Source organism: Tropicimonas sp. (genome assembly GCF_047971885.1).
Taxonomy (GTDB): Bacteria; Pseudomonadota; Alphaproteobacteria; order Rhodobacterales; family Rhodobacteraceae; genus Tropicimonas.
The window spans coordinates 41,699-59,435 of sequence record NZ_JBKEAE010000124.1 but is presented as its reverse complement, the minus strand read 5'-3'; the positions used below and the strand labels follow the sequence as shown (position 1 = coordinate 59,435).

The 17,737-nt window shown below is 66.7% G+C and carries 17 protein-coding genes, 1 tRNA gene and 2 pseudogenes; 9 read left to right on the top strand and 11 right to left on the bottom strand.

Features of this window, described 5'->3' with window-relative positions; translation table 11 throughout:
* Window position 1 precedes the first annotated feature (1 nt).
* Together ACK5IR_RS10465 and ACK5IR_RS10460 are read left to right on the top strand one after the other, a co-directional pair.
* A complete protein-coding gene (locus ACK5IR_RS10465; protein ID WP_416928608.1) occupies window positions 2–541 on the top strand; it encodes an SH3 domain-containing protein in 540 nt (179 codons plus the stop codon).
* A 114-nt stretch (window positions 542–655) separates the two neighbouring features.
* A complete protein-coding gene (locus tag ACK5IR_RS10460) occupies window positions 656–1,534 on the top strand; it encodes a cation diffusion facilitator family transporter (protein WP_416928606.1) in 879 nt (292 codons plus the stop codon).
* A gap of 16 nt (window positions 1,535–1,550) precedes the next feature.
* On the opposite strand, the gene ACK5IR_RS10455 is transcribed toward ACK5IR_RS10460, so the two are convergent.
* The 6 genes and pseudogenes from ACK5IR_RS10455 to dut all read right to left on the bottom strand — a co-directional run bounded on the left by ACK5IR_RS10455 (window position 1,551) and on the right by dut (window position 7,035).
* Entirely contained in the window at window positions 1,551–2,003 is a 453-nt protein-coding gene (locus ACK5IR_RS10455) for a GFA family protein (RefSeq protein ID WP_416928604.1), read from the bottom strand.
* A gap of 25 nt (window positions 2,004–2,028) precedes the next feature.
* Entirely contained in the window at window positions 2,029–4,056 is a 2,028-nt protein-coding gene (locus tag ACK5IR_RS10450; protein ID WP_416928603.1) for a M3 family metallopeptidase, read from the bottom strand.
* A gap of 50 nt (window positions 4,057–4,106) precedes the next feature.
* Window positions 4,107–4,916, bottom strand: a complete 810-nt coding sequence (locus ACK5IR_RS10445; protein ID WP_416928601.1) for an amino acid ABC transporter permease — start codon at window positions 4,914–4,916, stop codon at window positions 4,107–4,109.
* Window positions 4,917–4,941: 25 nt separating this feature from the next.
* Window positions 4,942–5,694 carry a transporter substrate-binding domain-containing protein gene (locus ACK5IR_RS10440; protein ID WP_416928688.1) on the bottom strand — a complete coding sequence of 251 codons (753 nt, stop codon included), beginning with the start codon at window positions 5,692–5,694 and terminating at the stop codon, window positions 4,942–4,944.
* Between the two features lie 100 nt (window positions 5,695–5,794).
* Window positions 5,795–6,544 (bottom strand): annotated as a pseudogene (locus tag ACK5IR_RS10435) (HesA/MoeB/ThiF family protein); the annotation flags it as partial.
* A 38-nt stretch (window positions 6,545–6,582) separates the two neighbouring features.
* Window positions 6,583–7,035 (bottom strand): dUTP diphosphatase, encoded by a 453-nt coding sequence (dut, locus tag ACK5IR_RS10430; RefSeq protein ID WP_416928599.1) that lies wholly within the window; start codon window positions 7,033–7,035, stop codon window positions 6,583–6,585.
* Window positions 7,036–7,136: 101 nt separating this feature from the next.
* On the opposite strand from dut, the gene mobA reads away from it, so the two are divergent.
* Both mobA and ACK5IR_RS10420 read left to right on the top strand, forming a co-directional pair.
* Window positions 7,137–7,754, top strand: a complete 618-nt coding sequence (mobA, locus tag ACK5IR_RS10425; protein WP_416928597.1) for a molybdenum cofactor guanylyltransferase MobA — start codon at window positions 7,137–7,139, stop codon at window positions 7,752–7,754.
* A gap of 49 nt (window positions 7,755–7,803) precedes the next feature.
* Window positions 7,804–8,631, top strand: a complete 828-nt coding sequence (locus tag ACK5IR_RS10420; protein WP_416928595.1) for a sulfite exporter TauE/SafE family protein — start codon at window positions 7,804–7,806, stop codon at window positions 8,629–8,631.
* A 27-nt stretch (window positions 8,632–8,658) separates the two neighbouring features.
* Here ACK5IR_RS10420 and ACK5IR_RS10415 read toward each other — a convergent pair.
* The 4 genes from ACK5IR_RS10415 to pdxH all read right to left on the bottom strand — a co-directional run bounded on the left by ACK5IR_RS10415 (window position 8,659) and on the right by pdxH (window position 10,672).
* Window positions 8,659–8,735 (bottom strand) — tRNA-Pro (locus ACK5IR_RS10415).
* A gap of 86 nt (window positions 8,736–8,821) precedes the next feature.
* Window positions 8,822–9,253, bottom strand: coding sequence for a DUF192 domain-containing protein (locus ACK5IR_RS10410; protein WP_416928686.1), 432 nt, complete (start codon window positions 9,251–9,253; stop codon window positions 8,822–8,824).
* 47 nt (window positions 9,254–9,300) lie between these two features.
* The gene (locus ACK5IR_RS10405) at window positions 9,301–9,801 is read right to left on the bottom strand and encodes a cold-shock protein (RefSeq protein ID WP_416928593.1); all 501 of its coding nucleotides are present in this window, start codon (window positions 9,799–9,801) and stop codon (window positions 9,301–9,303) included.
* Between the two features lie 268 nt (window positions 9,802–10,069).
* Window positions 10,070–10,672 carry a pyridoxamine 5'-phosphate oxidase gene (gene pdxH / locus ACK5IR_RS10400; RefSeq protein ID WP_416928591.1) on the bottom strand — a complete coding sequence of 201 codons (603 nt, stop codon included), beginning with the start codon at window positions 10,670–10,672 and terminating at the stop codon, window positions 10,070–10,072.
* A gap of 135 nt (window positions 10,673–10,807) precedes the next feature.
* Here pdxH and fabI point away from each other — a divergent pair, with 135 nt between their 5' ends.
* From fabI to ACK5IR_RS10375, 5 genes and pseudogenes are all read left to right on the top strand, one after another.
* Window positions 10,808–11,626, top strand: coding sequence for an enoyl-ACP reductase FabI (fabI, locus tag ACK5IR_RS10395; protein ID WP_416928589.1), 819 nt, complete (start codon window positions 10,808–10,810; stop codon window positions 11,624–11,626).
* Between the two features lie 7 nt (window positions 11,627–11,633).
* The gene (gene gpt / locus ACK5IR_RS10390; RefSeq protein ID WP_416928587.1) at window positions 11,634–12,140 is read left to right on the top strand and encodes a xanthine phosphoribosyltransferase; all 507 of its coding nucleotides are present in this window, start codon (window positions 11,634–11,636) and stop codon (window positions 12,138–12,140) included.
* A 211-nt stretch (window positions 12,141–12,351) separates the two neighbouring features.
* Window positions 12,352–14,193 (top strand): SurA N-terminal domain-containing protein, encoded by a 1,842-nt coding sequence (locus ACK5IR_RS10385; protein WP_416928585.1) that lies wholly within the window; start codon window positions 12,352–12,354, stop codon window positions 14,191–14,193.
* Between the two features lie 4 nt (window positions 14,194–14,197).
* A pseudogene (gene trpE, locus ACK5IR_RS10380) lies at window positions 14,198–15,712 on the top strand (anthranilate synthase component I).
* A 103-nt stretch (window positions 15,713–15,815) separates the two neighbouring features.
* A complete protein-coding gene (locus tag ACK5IR_RS10375) occupies window positions 15,816–16,913 on the top strand; it encodes an AI-2E family transporter (protein WP_416928582.1) in 1,098 nt (365 codons plus the stop codon).
* Window positions 16,914–16,929: 16 nt separating this feature from the next.
* Here the strand turns inward: ACK5IR_RS10375 and ACK5IR_RS10370 are convergent, their stop codons facing one another.
* Complete coding sequence (locus ACK5IR_RS10370) at window positions 16,930–17,724, bottom strand: endonuclease/exonuclease/phosphatase family protein (RefSeq protein WP_416928580.1); 795 nt, start codon at window positions 17,722–17,724, stop codon at window positions 16,930–16,932.
* Window positions 17,725–17,737 lie beyond the last annotated feature (13 nt).

Sequence of the window (17,737 nt, the reverse complement as noted above, 5' to 3'; positions counted from 1 at the left end):
CATGGGACAGAAGGCACAATCGCCCCGCAAGCGGGCGTCTTTCGCATTGATTCCGGCTTTCGTTCTTGCGGTAACGGCCCTCGCCGGCGGCCTTTCCGCCGCCGAGGCAGCCAAGCGTGGCCCGGTCACCAACCTTCCGCTGCCCCGGTTCGTGTCGCTCAAATCCTCCGAGGGCAACGCCCGGCGCGGCCCTTCGCTGAGCCACCGCATCGACTGGGTCTATACCCGCCGGGCGCTGCCGCTCGAGGTGGTGGCGGAGTTCGGCCACTGGCGGCGGGTGCGCGACCATGACGGCGCCGGCGGGTGGCTGCACTATTCGCTGCTGTCCGGTGTCCGCACCGTGATGGTCGAATCCGAGATGGCCAGCCTGCGCAGCCGCCCGGATACCGCGAGCGAGGTCGTCGCCAGGGCAGAGCGCGGTGTTGTCGCGCGGCTTGGCGAATGCAACCCCGACTGGTGCCGCGTCGCCGCCGATGGCCAGAGAGGCTGGGTCGAGAAAAGCGCGCTCTGGGGTGTCGGGCGCGAGGAAATCCGCGAATAGACGACCGGCGCGCCCGACGCGGACGGCATCGGAGTGCGTCGCCACACCGGCAATCCGCTTGCGCCGGGGTGGCGCAATGCCTAGATATCCCGCCCGGTCGTTTGGGATGGTGTCATGTCGGTCAGCAACAATCGCCTGAATGTTACCGCCGGCATCGCATCGGCGGGCGTGGCGCTGGTGCTGGTGGCGCTGAAGCTCTGGGCGCTGGGGCAAACCGGGGCGCTGTCGATCGCCGCCTCGCTGGCCGACAGCGGGCTCGACCTGATGGTTTCGCTCACCGGGCTGGGGGCGATCGTCTATGCAACCCGCCCGCCCGACGACGATCACGGCTTCGGTCACAGCTCGGCCGAGGATCTGGCCGCGCTGGGACAGGCGCTGTTCCTGCTGATCGCCGCCACGGTCATCGGCACCGCCGGGGTGCGCCGCCTGATCGCCGACACCCCGCCACCGCTTGCCGCCGAAGGCGAGGGCATGGCGGTGATGGGGCTCTCGATCGTCCTGACGCTGGCGCTCGTGCTGTGGCAACGGCATGTCGCCGCCCGCACTGGCAACCGGGTCGTGGCAGCCGATTCGCTGCATTACGTCAGCGATCTGATCCCCAATGTCGGCGCGCTGCTGTCGCTGTGGGCCGCCAGTCGCTTCGGCCTTGCGCAGATCGACAGCGTGGTGGCCATCGGCACCGCCGGCATCCTTGCCGTCGGTGCATTCGGCATCGGGCGCGGCGCCTGGGATGCGCTGATGGACCGTCAGGCAGACCCGGCGATCGTGCGCGGGATCGAGGCGCTGGCCCGCGACTGGCCGGGAATCGAGGGCTTTCACGACCTGCGCACCCGCACCGCCGGGGCGCGCATCTTCGTCAACATGCATGTCGAGATCGACGGGCGCATGTCGCTGACCGAGGCGCACGACATCGGGGCCGATTTGACCCGGGCGATCCTGAAGCGCTATCCGCAGGCCGACGTCATCATCCACCACGATCCGGTCCGGCACTGAGGCCGGGCGGTTGCGGTTACCCCCGTTCCGCCGCAAATTCGCTCAGCAGCGCCGGAAAATCCTCTTCGGGCGGAAACGCCTTGTAGCTGCGGCGCGCCGGCGTTGTCGCCCAGGGCAGTTTCTCGGCCGTCATGGTCTCGACGAAGGGGACGGTCCATTCCGCGATGTCGAACATCGTCGGGCGCACGTTCACCAGATGGTCCATGCCGGCGATCCGCGTGAACATCCAGGTCATGCAGTCGGGACAGAACCGGTGATCGAGCTGCGGGCCGCGAATGCCGCCCCTGACCGGTTCGCCCCCGACGACGCGAAAGGCGCCGGCCGGGATCATCGCCGTCAGCGAAAATGCGCCCGAACTCATCTTCTGGCAGCCGCGGCAATGGCAGGCCGCCGTCATGACGGGCGGTGCGGATATCTCGATCCGTGTATTTCCGCATCGGCAGGTTCCGGCGGCAAGTGGCGTTGGCATGTTCGGTTCTCCGCAGACAGAGTGCTCACCCCACGGTATCGAGGCTCCGCCCCCTGAGCAATGCATCGACCACCGGCAACCGGCCCCGGAACGCGGTATAGAGAACCTCCGGATCCTTCGATCCGCCGGTCGACAGGATGTTCCTTTCCAGCGATTGCGCTACCGCCGGGTCGAACGGATCGCCGGCCTCCCCGAAGGCGGCGAAGGCGTCGGCGTCCATCACCTCGGACCACATGTAGGAATAATAGGCTGCCGCATAATATCCGCCGGAAAAGACATGGGCGAAATGCGGCGTGGCATGGCGCATGCGGATCGCCGGGGGCATGCCGATTTCAGCCAGGACCCCGGCCTGTTTCTGCATCGGATCGGCCGGCGGCGGGCCGTCGTGAAACTCCAGATCGACCATGGCCGAGGCGATGTATTCGACGGTATTGAACCCCATGTCGAAGGTCGATGCGGCCAGTACCCGTTCGAGCATCTCCGCCGGCATCGCCGCGCCGGTTGCGGCATGGGTGCCGAAACGGGTCAGCACTTCGGGCACTTCCAGCCAGTGTTCGTATAGCTGGCTCGGCAATTCGACGAAATCGCGCGGAACCGAGGTGCCCGAGATGCTTTCGTAGCTCACATCGCTCAGCATCTGGTGCAGCGCATGGCCGAATTCGTGAAACAGGGTGCGCGCGTCGTCGTAGGAAAGCAGCGCCGGTGCCCCGGCGCCCGGTCTGGCGAAGTTGCAGACATTCATCACCAGCGGGCGTATATCCCCCGCCAGTTTCTGCTGGCTGCGCAGTGCCGAACACCACGCACCCGAGCGCTTGCCCGAACGGGCAAAATAATCGCCGATGAATACCGCCATATGGCGGCCATCGCGTGTTACCTCCCAGGCGCGGGCATCGGGGTGGTGCAGCGGCAGGTCGAGCGGCGCGAAATCGAGCCCGAACAGGCGCCGCGCGCAGTCGAAGACCGCCTCGATCATCCGCTCCAGTTGCAGATACGGCTTGAGCGCCGCGTCGTCGAAATCGTGTTCGGCCTTGCGCCGCTTTTCGGCGTAATAGTGCCAGTCCCACGGTTGCAGCGGCGCCGCTTCTCCGTCTGCCACCAGTCTCCGTTCGAGGATGACCGCATCGCCGTCGGCGCGGGCCTTTGCCGGCTGCCAGACCGCCATCAGCAGGTCGCGCACCGCCTGCGGCGTTCCGGCCATCTCGGTTTCCAGCTTGTAGGCGGCGAAGTTCTGGTAGCCCAGAAGCACCGCCCGCTCGTGGCGCAGCTTCAGGGTCTGGCGCACGATTTCGCGGTTGTCGGTCCGGCCCCCGTTCGCGCCACGTGCCGTCCATGCCTCAAACGCCCGCTGGCGCAGATCGCGCCGGGGCGAGTATTTCAGAAACGGCACGATCAGCGAGCGCGACAGGGTGATCACCGGCCCCAAAGCGCCCTTTTCCTGCCCGGCGGCCCGCGCGTCGTCGGCGACGAAACCGGGCAGGCCCGCAAGTTCGGCCTCCGAAAGCTCCATGTACCAGTCGCGTTCGTCGGCCAGGACATTCTGGCCAAAGGCGGTGCCCAGCCCGGCCAGTTCGGTGTTGATCGCGCGCAGCCGCGCCCGACCGGCGGCATCGAGCGCCGCGCCGGCGCGGATGAAGTTGCGATGTGTCAGTTCCAGAACGCGCGCCTGCTCCTCGCTCAGCCCAAGACCTGCCGCATCCCGCCACAGCGTATCGACCCGCGCGAAAAGCGCCTCGTTCAGCATCACGTCGCTGTCGAACTCTGCCAGACGGGGCGCGAAATCGCGCTGCAAGGCCTCGCGCGCATCGTTGGCGTCGACCGAGGCCAGCGTGTAGAAAACCGCCAGCACCCCGGACAGGGTACGCCCCGAAAGTTCCAGCGCATCGATGGTATTGGCGAAGGTCGGCGCCTCGGGGCTGGCGGCGAGGGCGGCAATCTCGGCGTGGGCTGCGGCGAGCGCGGTCTCGAAGGCGGGCGCGAAATCGTCGTCGTGCAGGGCGGCGAAATCGGGCAGGTCGAACGGCAGCGGCGAGGGCAAGAGAAGGGGATTGGACATTGCGGGCTCCGTAAGGCTTCGCTCCCTTCCTAGAGCAACCGCGCGACGGATCAATCCCGCGGCTGCTGTCCGGCCCGGCGCATGCCCCGTTCGAACCGCCTGAGCAGCAGCGACAGCGTGACTGTCATCGTCAGGTAAAGAAAGGCCACCACGTTGTAGGTTTCGAAATAGCGGAAATTGCCCGCCGCCATCACCTTGCCCAGCTGGGTGATGTCGAGCACGCCAAGGACCGACACCAGCGAACTGTCCTTGATCATGGCGATGAAATCGTTGCCCAGCGGCGGCAGGATCATCCGCATCGCCTGCGGAAAGACGATCAGCCGGAACCTGAACCAGCCGCCCAGCCCGAGCGATTTCGCCGCTTCGATCTGCCCCTCGTCCACCGCCTGCAGCCCGGCGCGGAACACCTCGGCAATGAACGCCGAATAGCCGATGGTCAGCGCCAGTATCGCCCGCCAGACCAGCGGGAAGTCGCGGGTGCGGACCGGATCGAGCCCAAGCCAGCCGAACGCATGGTTCACGCCGGCAACCAGCGCCGGCGCTATCACGAAGGCGACGTAGAGCAGCAGCACGATCATCGGCAACCCGCGCACGATCTCGACATAGAACCGCGCCACCTGCCTGAGAAACAGGCTGTCCGAAAGCGATGCCATCGCCAATCCCAGCCCGATAACACAGGCCGAGAAGAAGGAAACCACGGTGACGAACACCGTCACGCCCACACCCCGGCTGAGGGTTGTCAGAACCTGCGTGTAGAGCGCGCTGCCGAGCATCGTCCACAGGAAGAACGCGCCCAGCAGTCCGGCGGCAACCAGCCACCAGGGAAAATCGCCGTCCTCTGTCTTCGGGCGCGGTAGCATCGCCGCCTTCCGGTTTTGCCGCGTTTCAGCCGCCCATCTTGTAATCGAGGAACCACTTCCTGTTCAGCGCGTCGAGTGTGCCGTCCTCGCGCATCGCCTCGATCGCCGCGTTGACCGGCGCAACCAGATCCGATCCCCTGGGGAAGATGAAGCCGAAATCCTCGGCCCCGAGCGGCTCGCCAATGATCTTGAGCGCCCCGTCGCTTGCCGCCACATAGCCGCTGGCGGCGGTATCGTCGCTCAGCGCCAGATCCACGTCGCCGGCGCGCAGCGCCTGGATGCCGGCGCCGAAGGTCTCGAACAGCTTGATCCGCGGGTTGCCCTCGTCACCGTCAAGAATGTCGTAGACGGTCACATAGAAGGGCGTCGTGCCGGGCTGGGCAGCGGCGAGGAAATCGGGATTGGCGGCAAATTCCTCGTGATCGGTGAACCGTTCCTCGTCGCCACGCACGATCATCATCATCTGCGAGCGCAGGTAGGGCTCGGAGAAATCGACCATCTCCCTGCGGTCGTCGCGGATGGTGATGCCGTTCATCGCCATGTCGTACTGGCCTTCCGAGATACCCGGTATCATCGCGTCCCACGAGGCGTTCTGATAGACCACCTCGATGTTGATCCGCCGGGCGATCTCGGCCACCGCGTCATATTCCCAGCCGATCGCCTCGCCGGTTTTCGGGTCGATGAACTGCAGCGGCGGATAGGTGTTCTCGGTGATGACCGTCACCTCGCGACCGCCGAGGTCGGGCGTCTCGGCCTGCATCGGTACTGCGGCCAGCATCGCCGCGACGGCCGCGGCAAGGGTCAGTCTGGGGTTCATGGGGGTTCTCCCTGTTGATCGCTTTGCAGTATGCCGCCACGCAGGCGACTGTCCAGCCGCGCTAGGCGGACCCGGCGCCGCAGATCGGGCAGTCGGGCCGCTTCGACAGCGCGATCCGGCGGGTCTCGCCGTAGAGCGCGTCGTAGATCAGCATCCGCCCGCGCAGGGGCTCGCCCGCTCCGGTGATCAGCTTCACCGTCTCGACCGCCATCATCGTGCCGATGACGCCCGGCAACGGCCCCAGCACCCCCGCCGCCGCGCACGAGGGCGCAAGGCCGGGCGCCGGCGCCTGGGGGAAAACGCACTGATAGCAGGGGCCGCCGCGCGCCGGGTCGAAAACGCTGACCTGCCCCTCCCACTGGCTCAGCGCGCCGGAAACCAGTGCAATCCCCGCCGCGACCGCGGTGCGATTGGTCAGATAGCGGGTGTCGAAATTGTCTGTCCCGTCGAGCACCAGATCGTATCGGGCGAAAATGCCGGCGGCGTTGACCGGATCGAGCCGGCCCTGATGCGCCTGAACCGCGACATGCGGGTTCTGCGCCAGCATCGCGGCGCGGGCCGATACGGCCTTGGGCATGCCGATGGTGTCGTGGCGGTGGATAACCTGCCGTTGCAGGTTGGAATTGTCGACCGTGTCCGCGTCGATCACGCCGATGGTGCCGACGCCGGCTGCGGCGAGATAAAGCAGCGCCGGCGAACCCAGCCCCCCCGCGCCGACAACCAGCACCCGCGCGCCGCGCAGCTTCTTCTGCCCCGGCCCGCCGATCTCGCGCAGCACGATATGGCGGGCGTAGCGGTCGAGTTCGCCGGCGGTGAAACTGCCCCCGGGGGCTGTGTTCCGACGCCCGGTCATCGCGTTCCGGTCGAGCCGAACCCGCCCGCGCCGCGCACCGTATCCGACATCTCCGCCACCTCGACCGCCCGGAAGCGCCGCACCTCGGCGATCACCGCCTGCGCGATACGGTCGCCGTGGCGGATGGTGAAGGGCACGCGCCCGAGCATGTAGAGCCCGACCATCACGCAGCCGCGATAATCCTCGTCCACGGTGCCGGGGCTGTTGGGCAGGATCAGCCCGTGTTTCAATGCCAGCCCCGAACGCGGGCGGATCTGCATCTCGGTGCCCGAAGGCAGTTCGACGCAGAAACCGGTCGATATCATCGCGAATTGCCCGTGCTCGAAAATCACCGGGCCATCCGGCAAAAAGGCGCACAGGTCCATTCCCGCCGCGCCCGGCGTCTGATAGGCAGGCAACGGAAGATCGCTGTTGCCCGAGACCCGCTTGAACCTGATTTCGCCTGCCATGACCCGTTTCCGCCGCCGTGCGGCCACCTTGCCCGAAGACGGGTCACTTTGCCAGCTTCGCCGGCGGGCGCAAGCCTTGCCCGCTGCGGCATGTGTGCCCCGTGACTGACAGCGCGCGGGTTCTGCCCGCCGTCGTCGTCGCCGGCGGGCTTTCGCGGCGTATGGGCGGCCCCGAAAAGGCGCTGATGGAACTGGGCGGCCAGAGCCTGCTCGGCCGGGTCGTCGACCGGCTCGCCCCGCAGGCCGCCCCGCTGGCGCTGAATGCCAATGGCGATCCGGGGCGCTTCGCCGCCTTCGGCCTGCCGGTGATCGCCGACAGCGTACCCGGCCGTCCCGGCCCGCTTGCCGGTATCCTTGCGGCGATGGACTGGGCAGCGGGGATCGGTGCGGAGCGGGTCGTCACCGTGGCCTCGGACACGCCGTTCTTTCCACACGATCTGGTGGCGCGCCTTGCCGGCGCGGCGCAGGACGCGGCCATCGTTCTGGCCGCTGCCGGACACCCCGAGCGCGGGCCGATGCGGCACCCGCTTTTCGGGCTGTGGCCTGTCGATCTGCGCGCGAGGTTGCGGGCCGATATCGCAGGCGGCGCCCGCAGGGTGGGGCAATGGGCGGGCGACGCGGGCTGTATCATCGCCCACTTCCCCGCCGAAAGCGACGATCCGTTCTTCAATATCAACACGCCGGATGATCTGGCAGTGGCGCAGCTTCGCCTGCGCTGATCGCGCCCCGGCCCCCTCAACCGCCTGAACGAAAGGGCGCGAGCACACCATGACCGATCTGTCGACGCTGCAAATCCTCATGATCCTGGCCGGGCTGGCCACCACATCGGTCGTTGCGGGCATTCTGGCCGGGCTGCTGGGCGTCGGTGGCGGTATCGTACTGGTCCCGGCGCTGTTCTGGCTGCTTTCGGCAACGCATTTTCCCCCCGAACTGTCGATGCACATGGCGGTTGCAACCTCGCTCGCCACCATCGTCTTCACCTCGGTGTCCTCGGCGCGGGCGCATTACCGGCGCGGTTCGGTCGATGTTTCGCTGCTGCGCCTCTGGGGGCCGGGGATCGCGCTCGGCGCGCTGACCGGCGGGCTTGCAGCCAGATATATCGACGCCGGCGGGCTCAAGCTGATCTTCGGGATCATCGCGCTGCTGGTCTCGCTCAACATGGCAAGCCCGCGCGCGCTGGTAATATCGGACCACCTGCCGAAAAGCCGGCTGGCGAACGGGGCGATCTCGTTCGCGACGGGCACCTTCTCGGCCCTGATGGGGATCGGCGGGGGTACGCTTTCGGTGCCGCTGCTTACCGCCTTTTCGGTCGATATCCGGCGCGCAGTGGGCACGGCAGCGGCTTTCGGCTTCCTGATCGCGGTGCCGGCCACGCTGGGCTTCATCGTCTCCGGGCTTGGCGTTCCGGGGCGGCCGCCGGCATCGCTCGGTTACGTGAACCTGATCGGCGCGGCGGTCATTCTGCCCTTCACAGTCGGCTTCGCGCCGGTCGGGGCACGGCTGGCGCACCGTCTCGACACGATCTGGATCAAGCGGGCCTTTGCCGTATTCCTCGGCATCACCTCGATCCGCATGCTGATGTCGGCTCTGGGCTGAGGGTACCGGTATTTTCCGGCGGCCGGATGGTCGGGACGGCAAGATTCGAACTTGCGACCTACGGTACCCAAAACCGTCGCGCTACCAGGCTGCGCTACGCCCCGACGACGGCCTACCTAAGCGCTGGCGCCGCCGATGGAAAGCCCCAACGCGCGCCCCGGCCGAATAACGGATCGCGCGGTCCGCAGGTTCATTCCGCAGCGCAGGGCCAGGCGGCATCTTCGCCGAATGCGGGGTGGCGCATCTGGCTGCCTTCGGAAATCCCCATCGCCCCGGCCAGCCCGCCGTTGATCTCGAGTACCGCCAGAATCCCGTCGCCGCCGGGGATCGGCGTCAGATCGCCGGGAACCGCGCGCGAATGTACGTGCCGCACCACACCGTCGGGGCCGAGAAAGAGCATGTCGAGCGGGATGAGCGTGTTCTTCATCCAGAAACTGGATGGTTGCGGCCGGGGATAGATGAACAGCATCCCCGACGAACGTGGCAGCACTTCGCGGAACATCAGCCCGCGCGCGCGTTCCGCCTCGTCGTCGGCGATCTCGACCGAAAACCGGGCAGAGCCCCAGTCGCCCCGCAGATCCACCGCATCGGCACGGCAATCCGCCGCGGCGGCAACGGGCATCAGCGCCGCGACGGACAGCGCCGCGATGCGTATCGGGTTAAGCGGCTTCAATGGGTGAGCGCGCGTTCCCACGCGGCAACCTCGATCGCCATGCGCCCCCTGCGCCCGACAACCACGCGCAGGCCCACCGCCTCGCCCGGCTGCAGGTCGGCAAGCCCCGACCGGCGCAGGATCTCGATATGGATGAAGATATCCTCGCCCTTGCCAAAGACATTGGCAAAGCCGAATCCCTTGCCCTTGTCGAACCATTTCACCCGGGAAGGTTCGAGCGGAAGCGCTGCGATCTGCTCCGGGGTCAGTCCCGATTCATCCTCGAAATGGGCCGTGGCGCCATCGTCATCCGGCGGGACGATCTTGAGGACCTCGACAGCCTGCATTCCCCGCGCCGTTTCCTGGGCGAGTATCTCGATCGCCGCTCCATCGGCAACCGACGACTGACCGAAATTGCGCAGGACATTTGCGTGCAGGAGGATGTCCGGTCCGCCTTCATTGCCGACCACGAAGCCAAAGCCCTTGGCTGGATCGAACCATTTGACACGCCCGTTCACGAGCCGGGCGCTTCCTGTCGCAGTACTGGTCACCGAAGGGCCACCTTATTTAGGTCCTGAAATCGATTCAGGCTTGTTTCATCGCGTAGCACTACACAGAAAAATGGAAAGCCCCGCAAGGGACGTGTCCATTTTTGAGAACGCATCGCACAAACACCAAGGAGCTACAGCCCTATTGGTTAAGGGATCGTTATCGGGACATCAAGGCCGTTATACTGTCCAATTGGACAGGTATAGCGGATTTTTTGCGCTCTTCCCCTTCATATGGTCATGGAAACAACCGCACGATATCCCAGCCGCCCCGTCCGTCCGTCCGCCAGCGAAACCGGTCATGCAGACGAAACGCCCCGTCGGCCCAGAACTCGATCTCGACCGGGCGGAGCCGGAATCCCCCCCAGAACGGCGGCCTCGGGGGCTGCATGCCGAATCGGGCGGTGGCGCGCGCGGCCTCGCCCATCAGGGCGGCACGCGATTCGAGCGGCTGGCTCTGGCGCGACGCCCAGGCCCCGAGACGCGACCTGAGCGACCGCGAGGCGAAATAGGCATCCGCCTGGGGGCCGTCCTCGCGCACGGTCAGGCCGCGGACCCGTATCTGCCGGCGCAGGCTTTTCCAGTGCAGGACGAACGCGGCCTTTCCGGCGTGCTCGATCTCCACCGCCTTGGCACTACCGTAGTTGGTGTAGAAAACGAAGGCATCGTTCTCCACCTCCTTCAGCAGCACCATGCGCACGTTCGGCATCCCGTCGGGATCGACCGTGGCAAGGGCGATGGCGTTCGGATCGTTCGGTTCGGCCGCCTCTGCCTCGGCCAGCCAGCGCCGCGAAATCTCGAAAGGATCGTCACCGGCGAATATCCCGCTGCGGTCCGTCATCTGCGCCTCCTTCGACATCATGTCACCGCCACACGATCGCCCGGGGCCGGTCCGGCACCCGCCTGCGCTCCCTTGCCTAGCGGCTTTCGCATGGCTAAACCCGCGAATACCCAATTCCCAGCGGCGGAGGAATAGATGACGACAGGGTTGATGGCCGGCAAGCGCGGCCTGATCATGGGGCTGGCGAACGACAAGTCCATCGCCTGGGGGATCGCCAGGGCCTGTTCCGACGCCGGAGCCGAGCTTGCGCTGACCTATCAGGGCGACGCCTTCCGCAAGCGTGTACTGCCGCTGGCTGAACAGCTTGGCGTGACGCAGCTTGCCGATTGCGACGTCACCGACGACGCCTCGGTCGACGCGCTCTTCACCCAGATCGAACAGGCCTGGGGCGGGCTCGATTTCGTCGTCCACGCCATCGGTTTTTCCGACAAGAACGAGCTTCGCGGCCGCTACGTCGATACCAGCCGGGCGAATTTCGCCATGTCGATGGATATTTCGGTCTATTCCTTCACCTCGGTCGTGCAACGGGCGGAAAAGCTGATGAAGAATGGCGGCGCCTGCCTGACACTCTCCTATTTCGGTGCCGAAAGGGTGATGCCGCATTACAATGTGATGGGCGTCGCCAAGGCGGCGCTCGAGGCCTCGGTACGGTATCTGGCCGAGGATCTCGGCAAGGATGGCATCCGGGTCAACGCCATCTCGGCCGGCCCGATCAAGACGCTCGCCGCCTCGGGGATCGGCGATTTCCGCTACATCCTCAAGTGGAACGAACTGAACTCTCCGCTGCGGCGCAACGTGACGATCCACGATGTGGGCAACTCGGCGCTCTACCTGCTGTCCGACATGGGCGCGGGCGTCACCGGCGAGGTCCACCACGTCGATGCGGGGTATCATGCCGTCGGCATGAAGGCGGTGGACGCCCCCGATATCGACGTTGTCAGCGGCAGGAAGTGAACGTCCGATGACCGACCGCCTGCCCCACGAGAAAGGTTTCCACATCAGCTGGGACCAGATTCACCGCGATTCCCGGGCGCTGGCATGGCGGCTCGACGGCCACGGGCCGCTGGAGGGCGGCGCCTGGAAGGCCGTGGTGGCGATCACCCGCGGCGGCATGGCCCCGGCGATGATCGTCGCGCGCGAGCTTGATATCCGCATCGTCGATACGATCTCGGTCAAATCCTACAACCACCAGAACCAGATGGATGCTCAGGTGCTCAAGGCGCCCGACCCCTCGACCATGGGCGACGGCACGGGCATCCTGGTGGTCGACGATCTGGTCGACAGCGGCAAGACGCTGGAACTGGTGCGCCGGCTCTACCCGCGCGCTCATTTCGCCACTGTCTACGCCAAGCCCAAGGGCCGCCCGATGGTCGATACCTTCATCACCGAGGTCAGCCAGGATACGTGGATCTTCTTCCCGTGGGACATGGCGCTGCAATACGTCGAGCCCTACCGCGGCAACAGATAGGCCGCAACGGACCCTTCCCTGCCGACGGGCGCGGCGACTGCCGGACCTTCGGCCATGCACGAGACGCGATGCCGGCAACCCCGAACCCGCCATGGTGCGGACCGGGCGTTCTCCGGTTCCCGGAACTGCCGGTCCGGTTCCGCTCGGCGCTTGCCTCCCCGCCGCCGGACGCATAGACAGGCGCGACCATTCCTGCTGGAGAACGCCGCAGATGAGCAAGCACATGAAAGCCGGCAATATCCTCGTCTATGTTCTGATTGCCATGCTCGTCGCCGGGCTCGGCGGCTTCGGCATCAGCAACTTCTCGGGCGGCGGCAGCACGGTTGCGACGGTCGGCGACCGGGATATCACCGCACAGGATTATTATCAGGCGCTTGCCCAGGCGATCCGGGCGCAGGAAGCGGCGGGAGCAACCGACCTTTCGATGGCAACCCTCGATGCGCAGGGGATCCCGCAGCAGGTGCGCGGGCAGCTTGCCGGTGCCGCCGCGCTCAACGGTGAAGCGGACCGGATCGGGCTCAGCATCGGCGACGCCGAGGTGGCGCGCCGGATCAGGGAGACCAGCGCCTTCGCCGGTCCCGACGGGAATTTCGACCGCGAAGCCTATGAATACACGCTCGACCGCAATGGCTGGAAGGTCAGCGATTTCGAACGCAACGTGCGCGACGAGGCGACACGCCAGCTTCTCCAGGTCGCCGTGACCCAGGGCGTCGCCACTCCCGAGGCGGAAGTCGGACTGATGGCCGAATGGCTGGGCGAGCAGCGCAGCTTCCGCTGGATCGCCTTCGATACGGCGGCAACCGGCGCCGTGCCGGCACCGACCGACGAAGAGCTCGCCACCTATTTCGAGGCGAACAGGGATATCTTCACCCTGCCCGAGATGAAGCGCATCACCTATGCCGTGCTGACGCCCGAAATGCTGGCAGGCAGCATGGATCTGCCCGAGGACGCGTTGCGCGCGCTCTATAGCGAGCGTGCCGACCGATACGTCGTCCCCGAGCGCCGGCTCGTCGAACGGCTGGTTTTCGGCACGGCAGAGGAGGCGGCGGCGGCCAAGCAGGCGATCGACGCCGGCGAGACCGATTTCGAGACGCTGGTAACCGCGCGCGAGTTGACGCTCGACGATATCGACATGGGCGAGGCGACCCGCACCGATCTGGGACAGGCCGCCGATGCCGTCTTCGGTCTGGCGGAGCCGGGCGTTGTCGGCCCCTACCCCTCCGATCTCGGGCCGGCGCTCTACCGGATGAACGGCATTCTCGTCGCCAGCGAGACCAGCTTCGAGGCGGCCGAGCCGGAACTGCGCGCCGAACTCGGCCGGCAGGAAGCGGCCGAACGGATCGAGGACCTGATCGGCGAGTACGACGACCGCCTTGCCGGCGGCGCCACGCTCGAGGATCTGACCGCCGAGACCGACATGGACCTCGCCACCGTCGATTACTGGGGCGGCACGGACGACCCGGTCGCAGGCAACGCCAGGTTCCGCGAGACGGCCGATGCGCTGACCGACAGCGATTTCCCCGAAATCGTCGTGCTCGACACCGGCGGTATCGTCGCCATGCGTCTCGATCAGATCGTGCCGCCGCGGCAGCAGGCGCTCGACGAGGTGCGCGAGACGGCGATCGCCGGCTGGGAGGCGGAGCGTCAGGCCGAGATGGCGCATCAGGCGGCCGAGGCCGCACGGGCGCAGCTCGATGTGGGCGGCAGGCTTGGCGATGGCGGCGAAACCGTCCGGACCGCAGCGAACGTGACCCGCCTTTCGGCGGGCGGCATACCCGCGCCGGTTCTCGAAGCGGTTTTTGCCATGCAACCGCAAGAGACGCGCATCGTCGACCTGCCCGGCACCGTGCTGCTGGTGGAGCTTGACAGCGTGGCCGGACGGGACGGCGGGAATGCGCAGCTCGGGCAACTCGAAACGGTCATGAGAACCGAACTGACCCAGAGCATTGCCTCCGATCTGATGACCTATTTCACCCAGTCGACGCTGGCCGCCGCCGGCATCAGGTTCAACGAGGCCGGGCTGAACGCCGTCCACACGCAAATGTTCCGGTAGAGCAATGGTACAGCTTTCCCCGTCGTTCGACGAATTTGCCCGTGGCTACGGGCGCGGCGACAATCAGGTGGTCTATGCGCGGCTGGCGGCCGATCTCGATACGCCGGTCAGCCTGATGCTGAAGCTAGCGGATGCGCGCGAAAACAGCTTCGTGCTGGAATCGGTGACCGGCGGCGAGGTGCGGGGGCGCTATTCGATGGTCGGGCTCAAGCCCGACCTGATCTGGAAATGCGACGGCGATTCGGCGCGGATCAACCGGCAGGCCCGCTACGACCCGTCGGCCTGGGTGAATGCCGACAGCGACCCGCTGACCTCGCTGCGTGCGCTGATCGACGAGTGCCGCATCGACCTGCCGGCCGATCTGCCATCGGCGGCGGCCGGGCTTTTCGGCTATCTGGGCTACGACATGATCCGGCAGGTCGAGCATCTGCCCGATATCAACCCCGATCCGGTCGGGCTGCCCGATGCGGTGATGCTGCGCCCGTCGATCGTCGCGGTGCTGGACGGGGTCCGGGGCGAGGTGATCGTCGTATCGCCGGCCTTCACCGCCAGCGGGCTGAGCGCGCGTGCCGCCTATGCGCAGGCCGCCGAGCGGGTGATGGACGCGATCCGCGATCTCGAATCGGGGTTGCGCGGCGAATCGCGCGATCTGGCCGATCTGGCCGAGGTGGGCGAACCGGTGTCGAACTTCACCAAGCCCGCCTATCTGGCGGCGGTCGAGAAGGCGAAGGAGTAGATTCGCGCCGGCGACATCTTTCAGGTTGTGCCGTCGCAGCGCTGGACGGTGCATTTTCCGCTGCCGCCCTTCGCACTCTACCGCAGTCTGCGGCGCACCAACCCCTCGCCCTTCATGTTCTTCTTCAACTTCGGCGGCTTCCAGGTGATCGGTGCCAGCCCCGAGATCCTCGTGCGGCTGCGCGACGGCGAGGTCACCGTCCGGCCCATCGCCGGCACGCGCCCGCGCGGCACAAGCGAGGAGGAAGACCGCGCACTGGAGGCCGACCTGCTGGGCGACGAAAAGGAAATGGCCGAGCACCTGATGCTGCTCGATCTCGGGCGTAACGACGTCGGCCGGGTGGCGCGGATCGGTACCGTCCGGCCCACCGAGGAATTCGTGATCGAGCGCTACAGCCACGTGATGCACATCGTCTCGAACGTGGTCGGCGAACTGAAGGAAGGTGAGGACGCCCTTTCGGCGCTGCTGGCGGGGCTGCCTGCCGGTACGGTATCGGGCGCGCCCAAGGTGCGGGCGATGGGGATCATCGACGAACTGGAGCCGGAAAAGCGCGGTGTCTACGGCGGCGGGGTCGGCTATTTCGCGGCGGACGGGGACATGGACATGTGCATCGCGCTGCGCACCGCCGTGCTGAAGAACGAGAACCTCTATATCCAGGCGGGCGGCGGGGTCGTCTACGACAGCAACCCCGAGGCCGAATGGCAGGAGACGGTCAACAAGTCCCGCGCCATCCGTGCCGCCGCCGAGGATGCGGGCCGGTTCGTCAGGCAGGGCAACCGCTGAACCGCTGCCAGCCTGCCCGATCGCATCCGGCGCGGGCATTGTCGCTTGTCCCGGATTGCGCTCTGTGCACTTACTGCGCATGCGCAACCGGGCAGGTGCAACCATGAACGTTTCCTCCGACAGCCGGACCATCGACCTGCTGATCAGGATCGCGATCCTGGCGGTCTTTCTCTACCTGGTGCTGACCCTGGTCGCGCCGCTGACGATGCTGATGCTCTGGGCGGGCATTCTGTGCATCGCGATCTTTCCGCTTCACACCGCGCTCAGCCGGTGGCTCGGCGGGCACCGGGTCCTGTCGGCCATCATCCTGACCGTGCTTGGAATCGTGCTGGCGGTCGGGCCGGTGGCGGCGCTGGCGCTGGGCATCGTCGAAGGCGGGCACAACCTGATTGTCCGCATCGAAGCCGGACAGATCCGCCTGCCCCCGCCCGACGAGGCGGTGAAAGCCTGGCCGGTCGTCGGGCCGCGGCTCTATTCGTTCTGGGCCGACGCGCACAGCAACATCGCCGGCCTGGTCCAGAATTACGGCCCGCCCGCCCTGCGTGCCGGGCAGGCACTGCTGATCCGGCTGGCCGGATTCGGCGTCGACCTTCTGACGCTGCTGCTGTCGATTCTGGTGATGGGGGTGCTGCTGGTGACGGGCCCCGACATCATGAAGGTCCTGCGCCGGTTCGCCGACCGGATCTATCGCGGCAACGGACCGGCGCTGCTGGAAACCGCCGGGGCAACGGTGCGCAACGTGTCGCGCGGCGTGATCGGCGTCGCTGCCGTTCAGGCGCTGCTGTCGGGTATCCTGATGAGCGCCTTCGGTATCGCGGCGGCCGGCCCGCTGGCGCTGGTGATCCTCGTGCTCTGCATCGTGCAGATCGGCAGCGGCGTGGTACTGATCCCGCTGTCGATCTGGGCCTGGACGTCGATGAGCCCGCAGCAGGCGCTCGTCTTTACCGTTTTTGCTGTCGCGATCACCTTTGTCGACAACATCCTGCGGCCGCTGATGATGTCGCAGGGGTTGAAGACGCCGTTTCTGGCGATACTCGTCGGCCTGATAGGGGGGGTGATCGCCTATGGCGTCGTGGGGATATTCGTCGGCCCGGTGATCATCGCCGTGTTCATCGACCTGTTCACCGTCTGGATCGGCACCGCCGAAGACGAGCCGGATACCCGACCGGCCGCACCCGACCGCACCGGCAAGCCGGGCTGATCCGGCCGGCCCGGGGTCAGTCCAGGTCGCGCTCGCGCGCGAAACGGAAGGCGGAGGGATCGAAGGCGACCGGCAGCGCCGCCTCCCGCGGTTTCTGCAACACCGCGTCCGGATGCGGCGCCAGCGTGACATCGGCCCAGACCGGCAGGTGATCGGAGGCGCGGCTGGCAAGCGGCCCCTCCTCGACCCCGGCATCCACCAGTTCGAGATCGCGCCCCAGCGCCACCCGGTCGAGCCCGGCAACCGGCCGCGCGGCGTGAAACGACTTGCCCGGGCTGATCACGTCGAAATCGGGCGCGAGCGGTTCGAGCCCGCGATCAGCCGACCATTCGTTGAAATCGCCCAGCACTGCCACCCGTTCGGGCGCATCGCCCATATAGGCGCGGATCGTCGCCAGTTGCAGGCGGCGGTAGTAGCGCACCAGCCCCAGATGGGCGCCAACAAGCGAAAGCGGCCCCGCACCGGTTTCGATATCGACACGCACGGCCCCGCGCGGCTCCAGCCCCGGAAGATCCAGATGGAAGGTGTCGTTTATCTCCAGATCGCGGTGGACCAGCACCGCATTGCCGTGCCAGCCCAGGCTCACCTCGTTTTGCGAAAGCGGCGCGATGCGAAAGTCGGTTTCGGTCTCGATGTATTCCCGGCACAGCACCGAGCGCCGCTCGCCGAAACGCTTGTCGACCTCCTGCAGGGCCACCACATCGGCGCCGAGCGTGTTCACCACATCCAGCACCCGCATCGGATCGCGGCGGAAATCGACGCCGACGGCCTTCTGTATGTTGTAGCTTGCCAGTCGCAGGCGCTTGTCCATCGTTTCTCCCCTG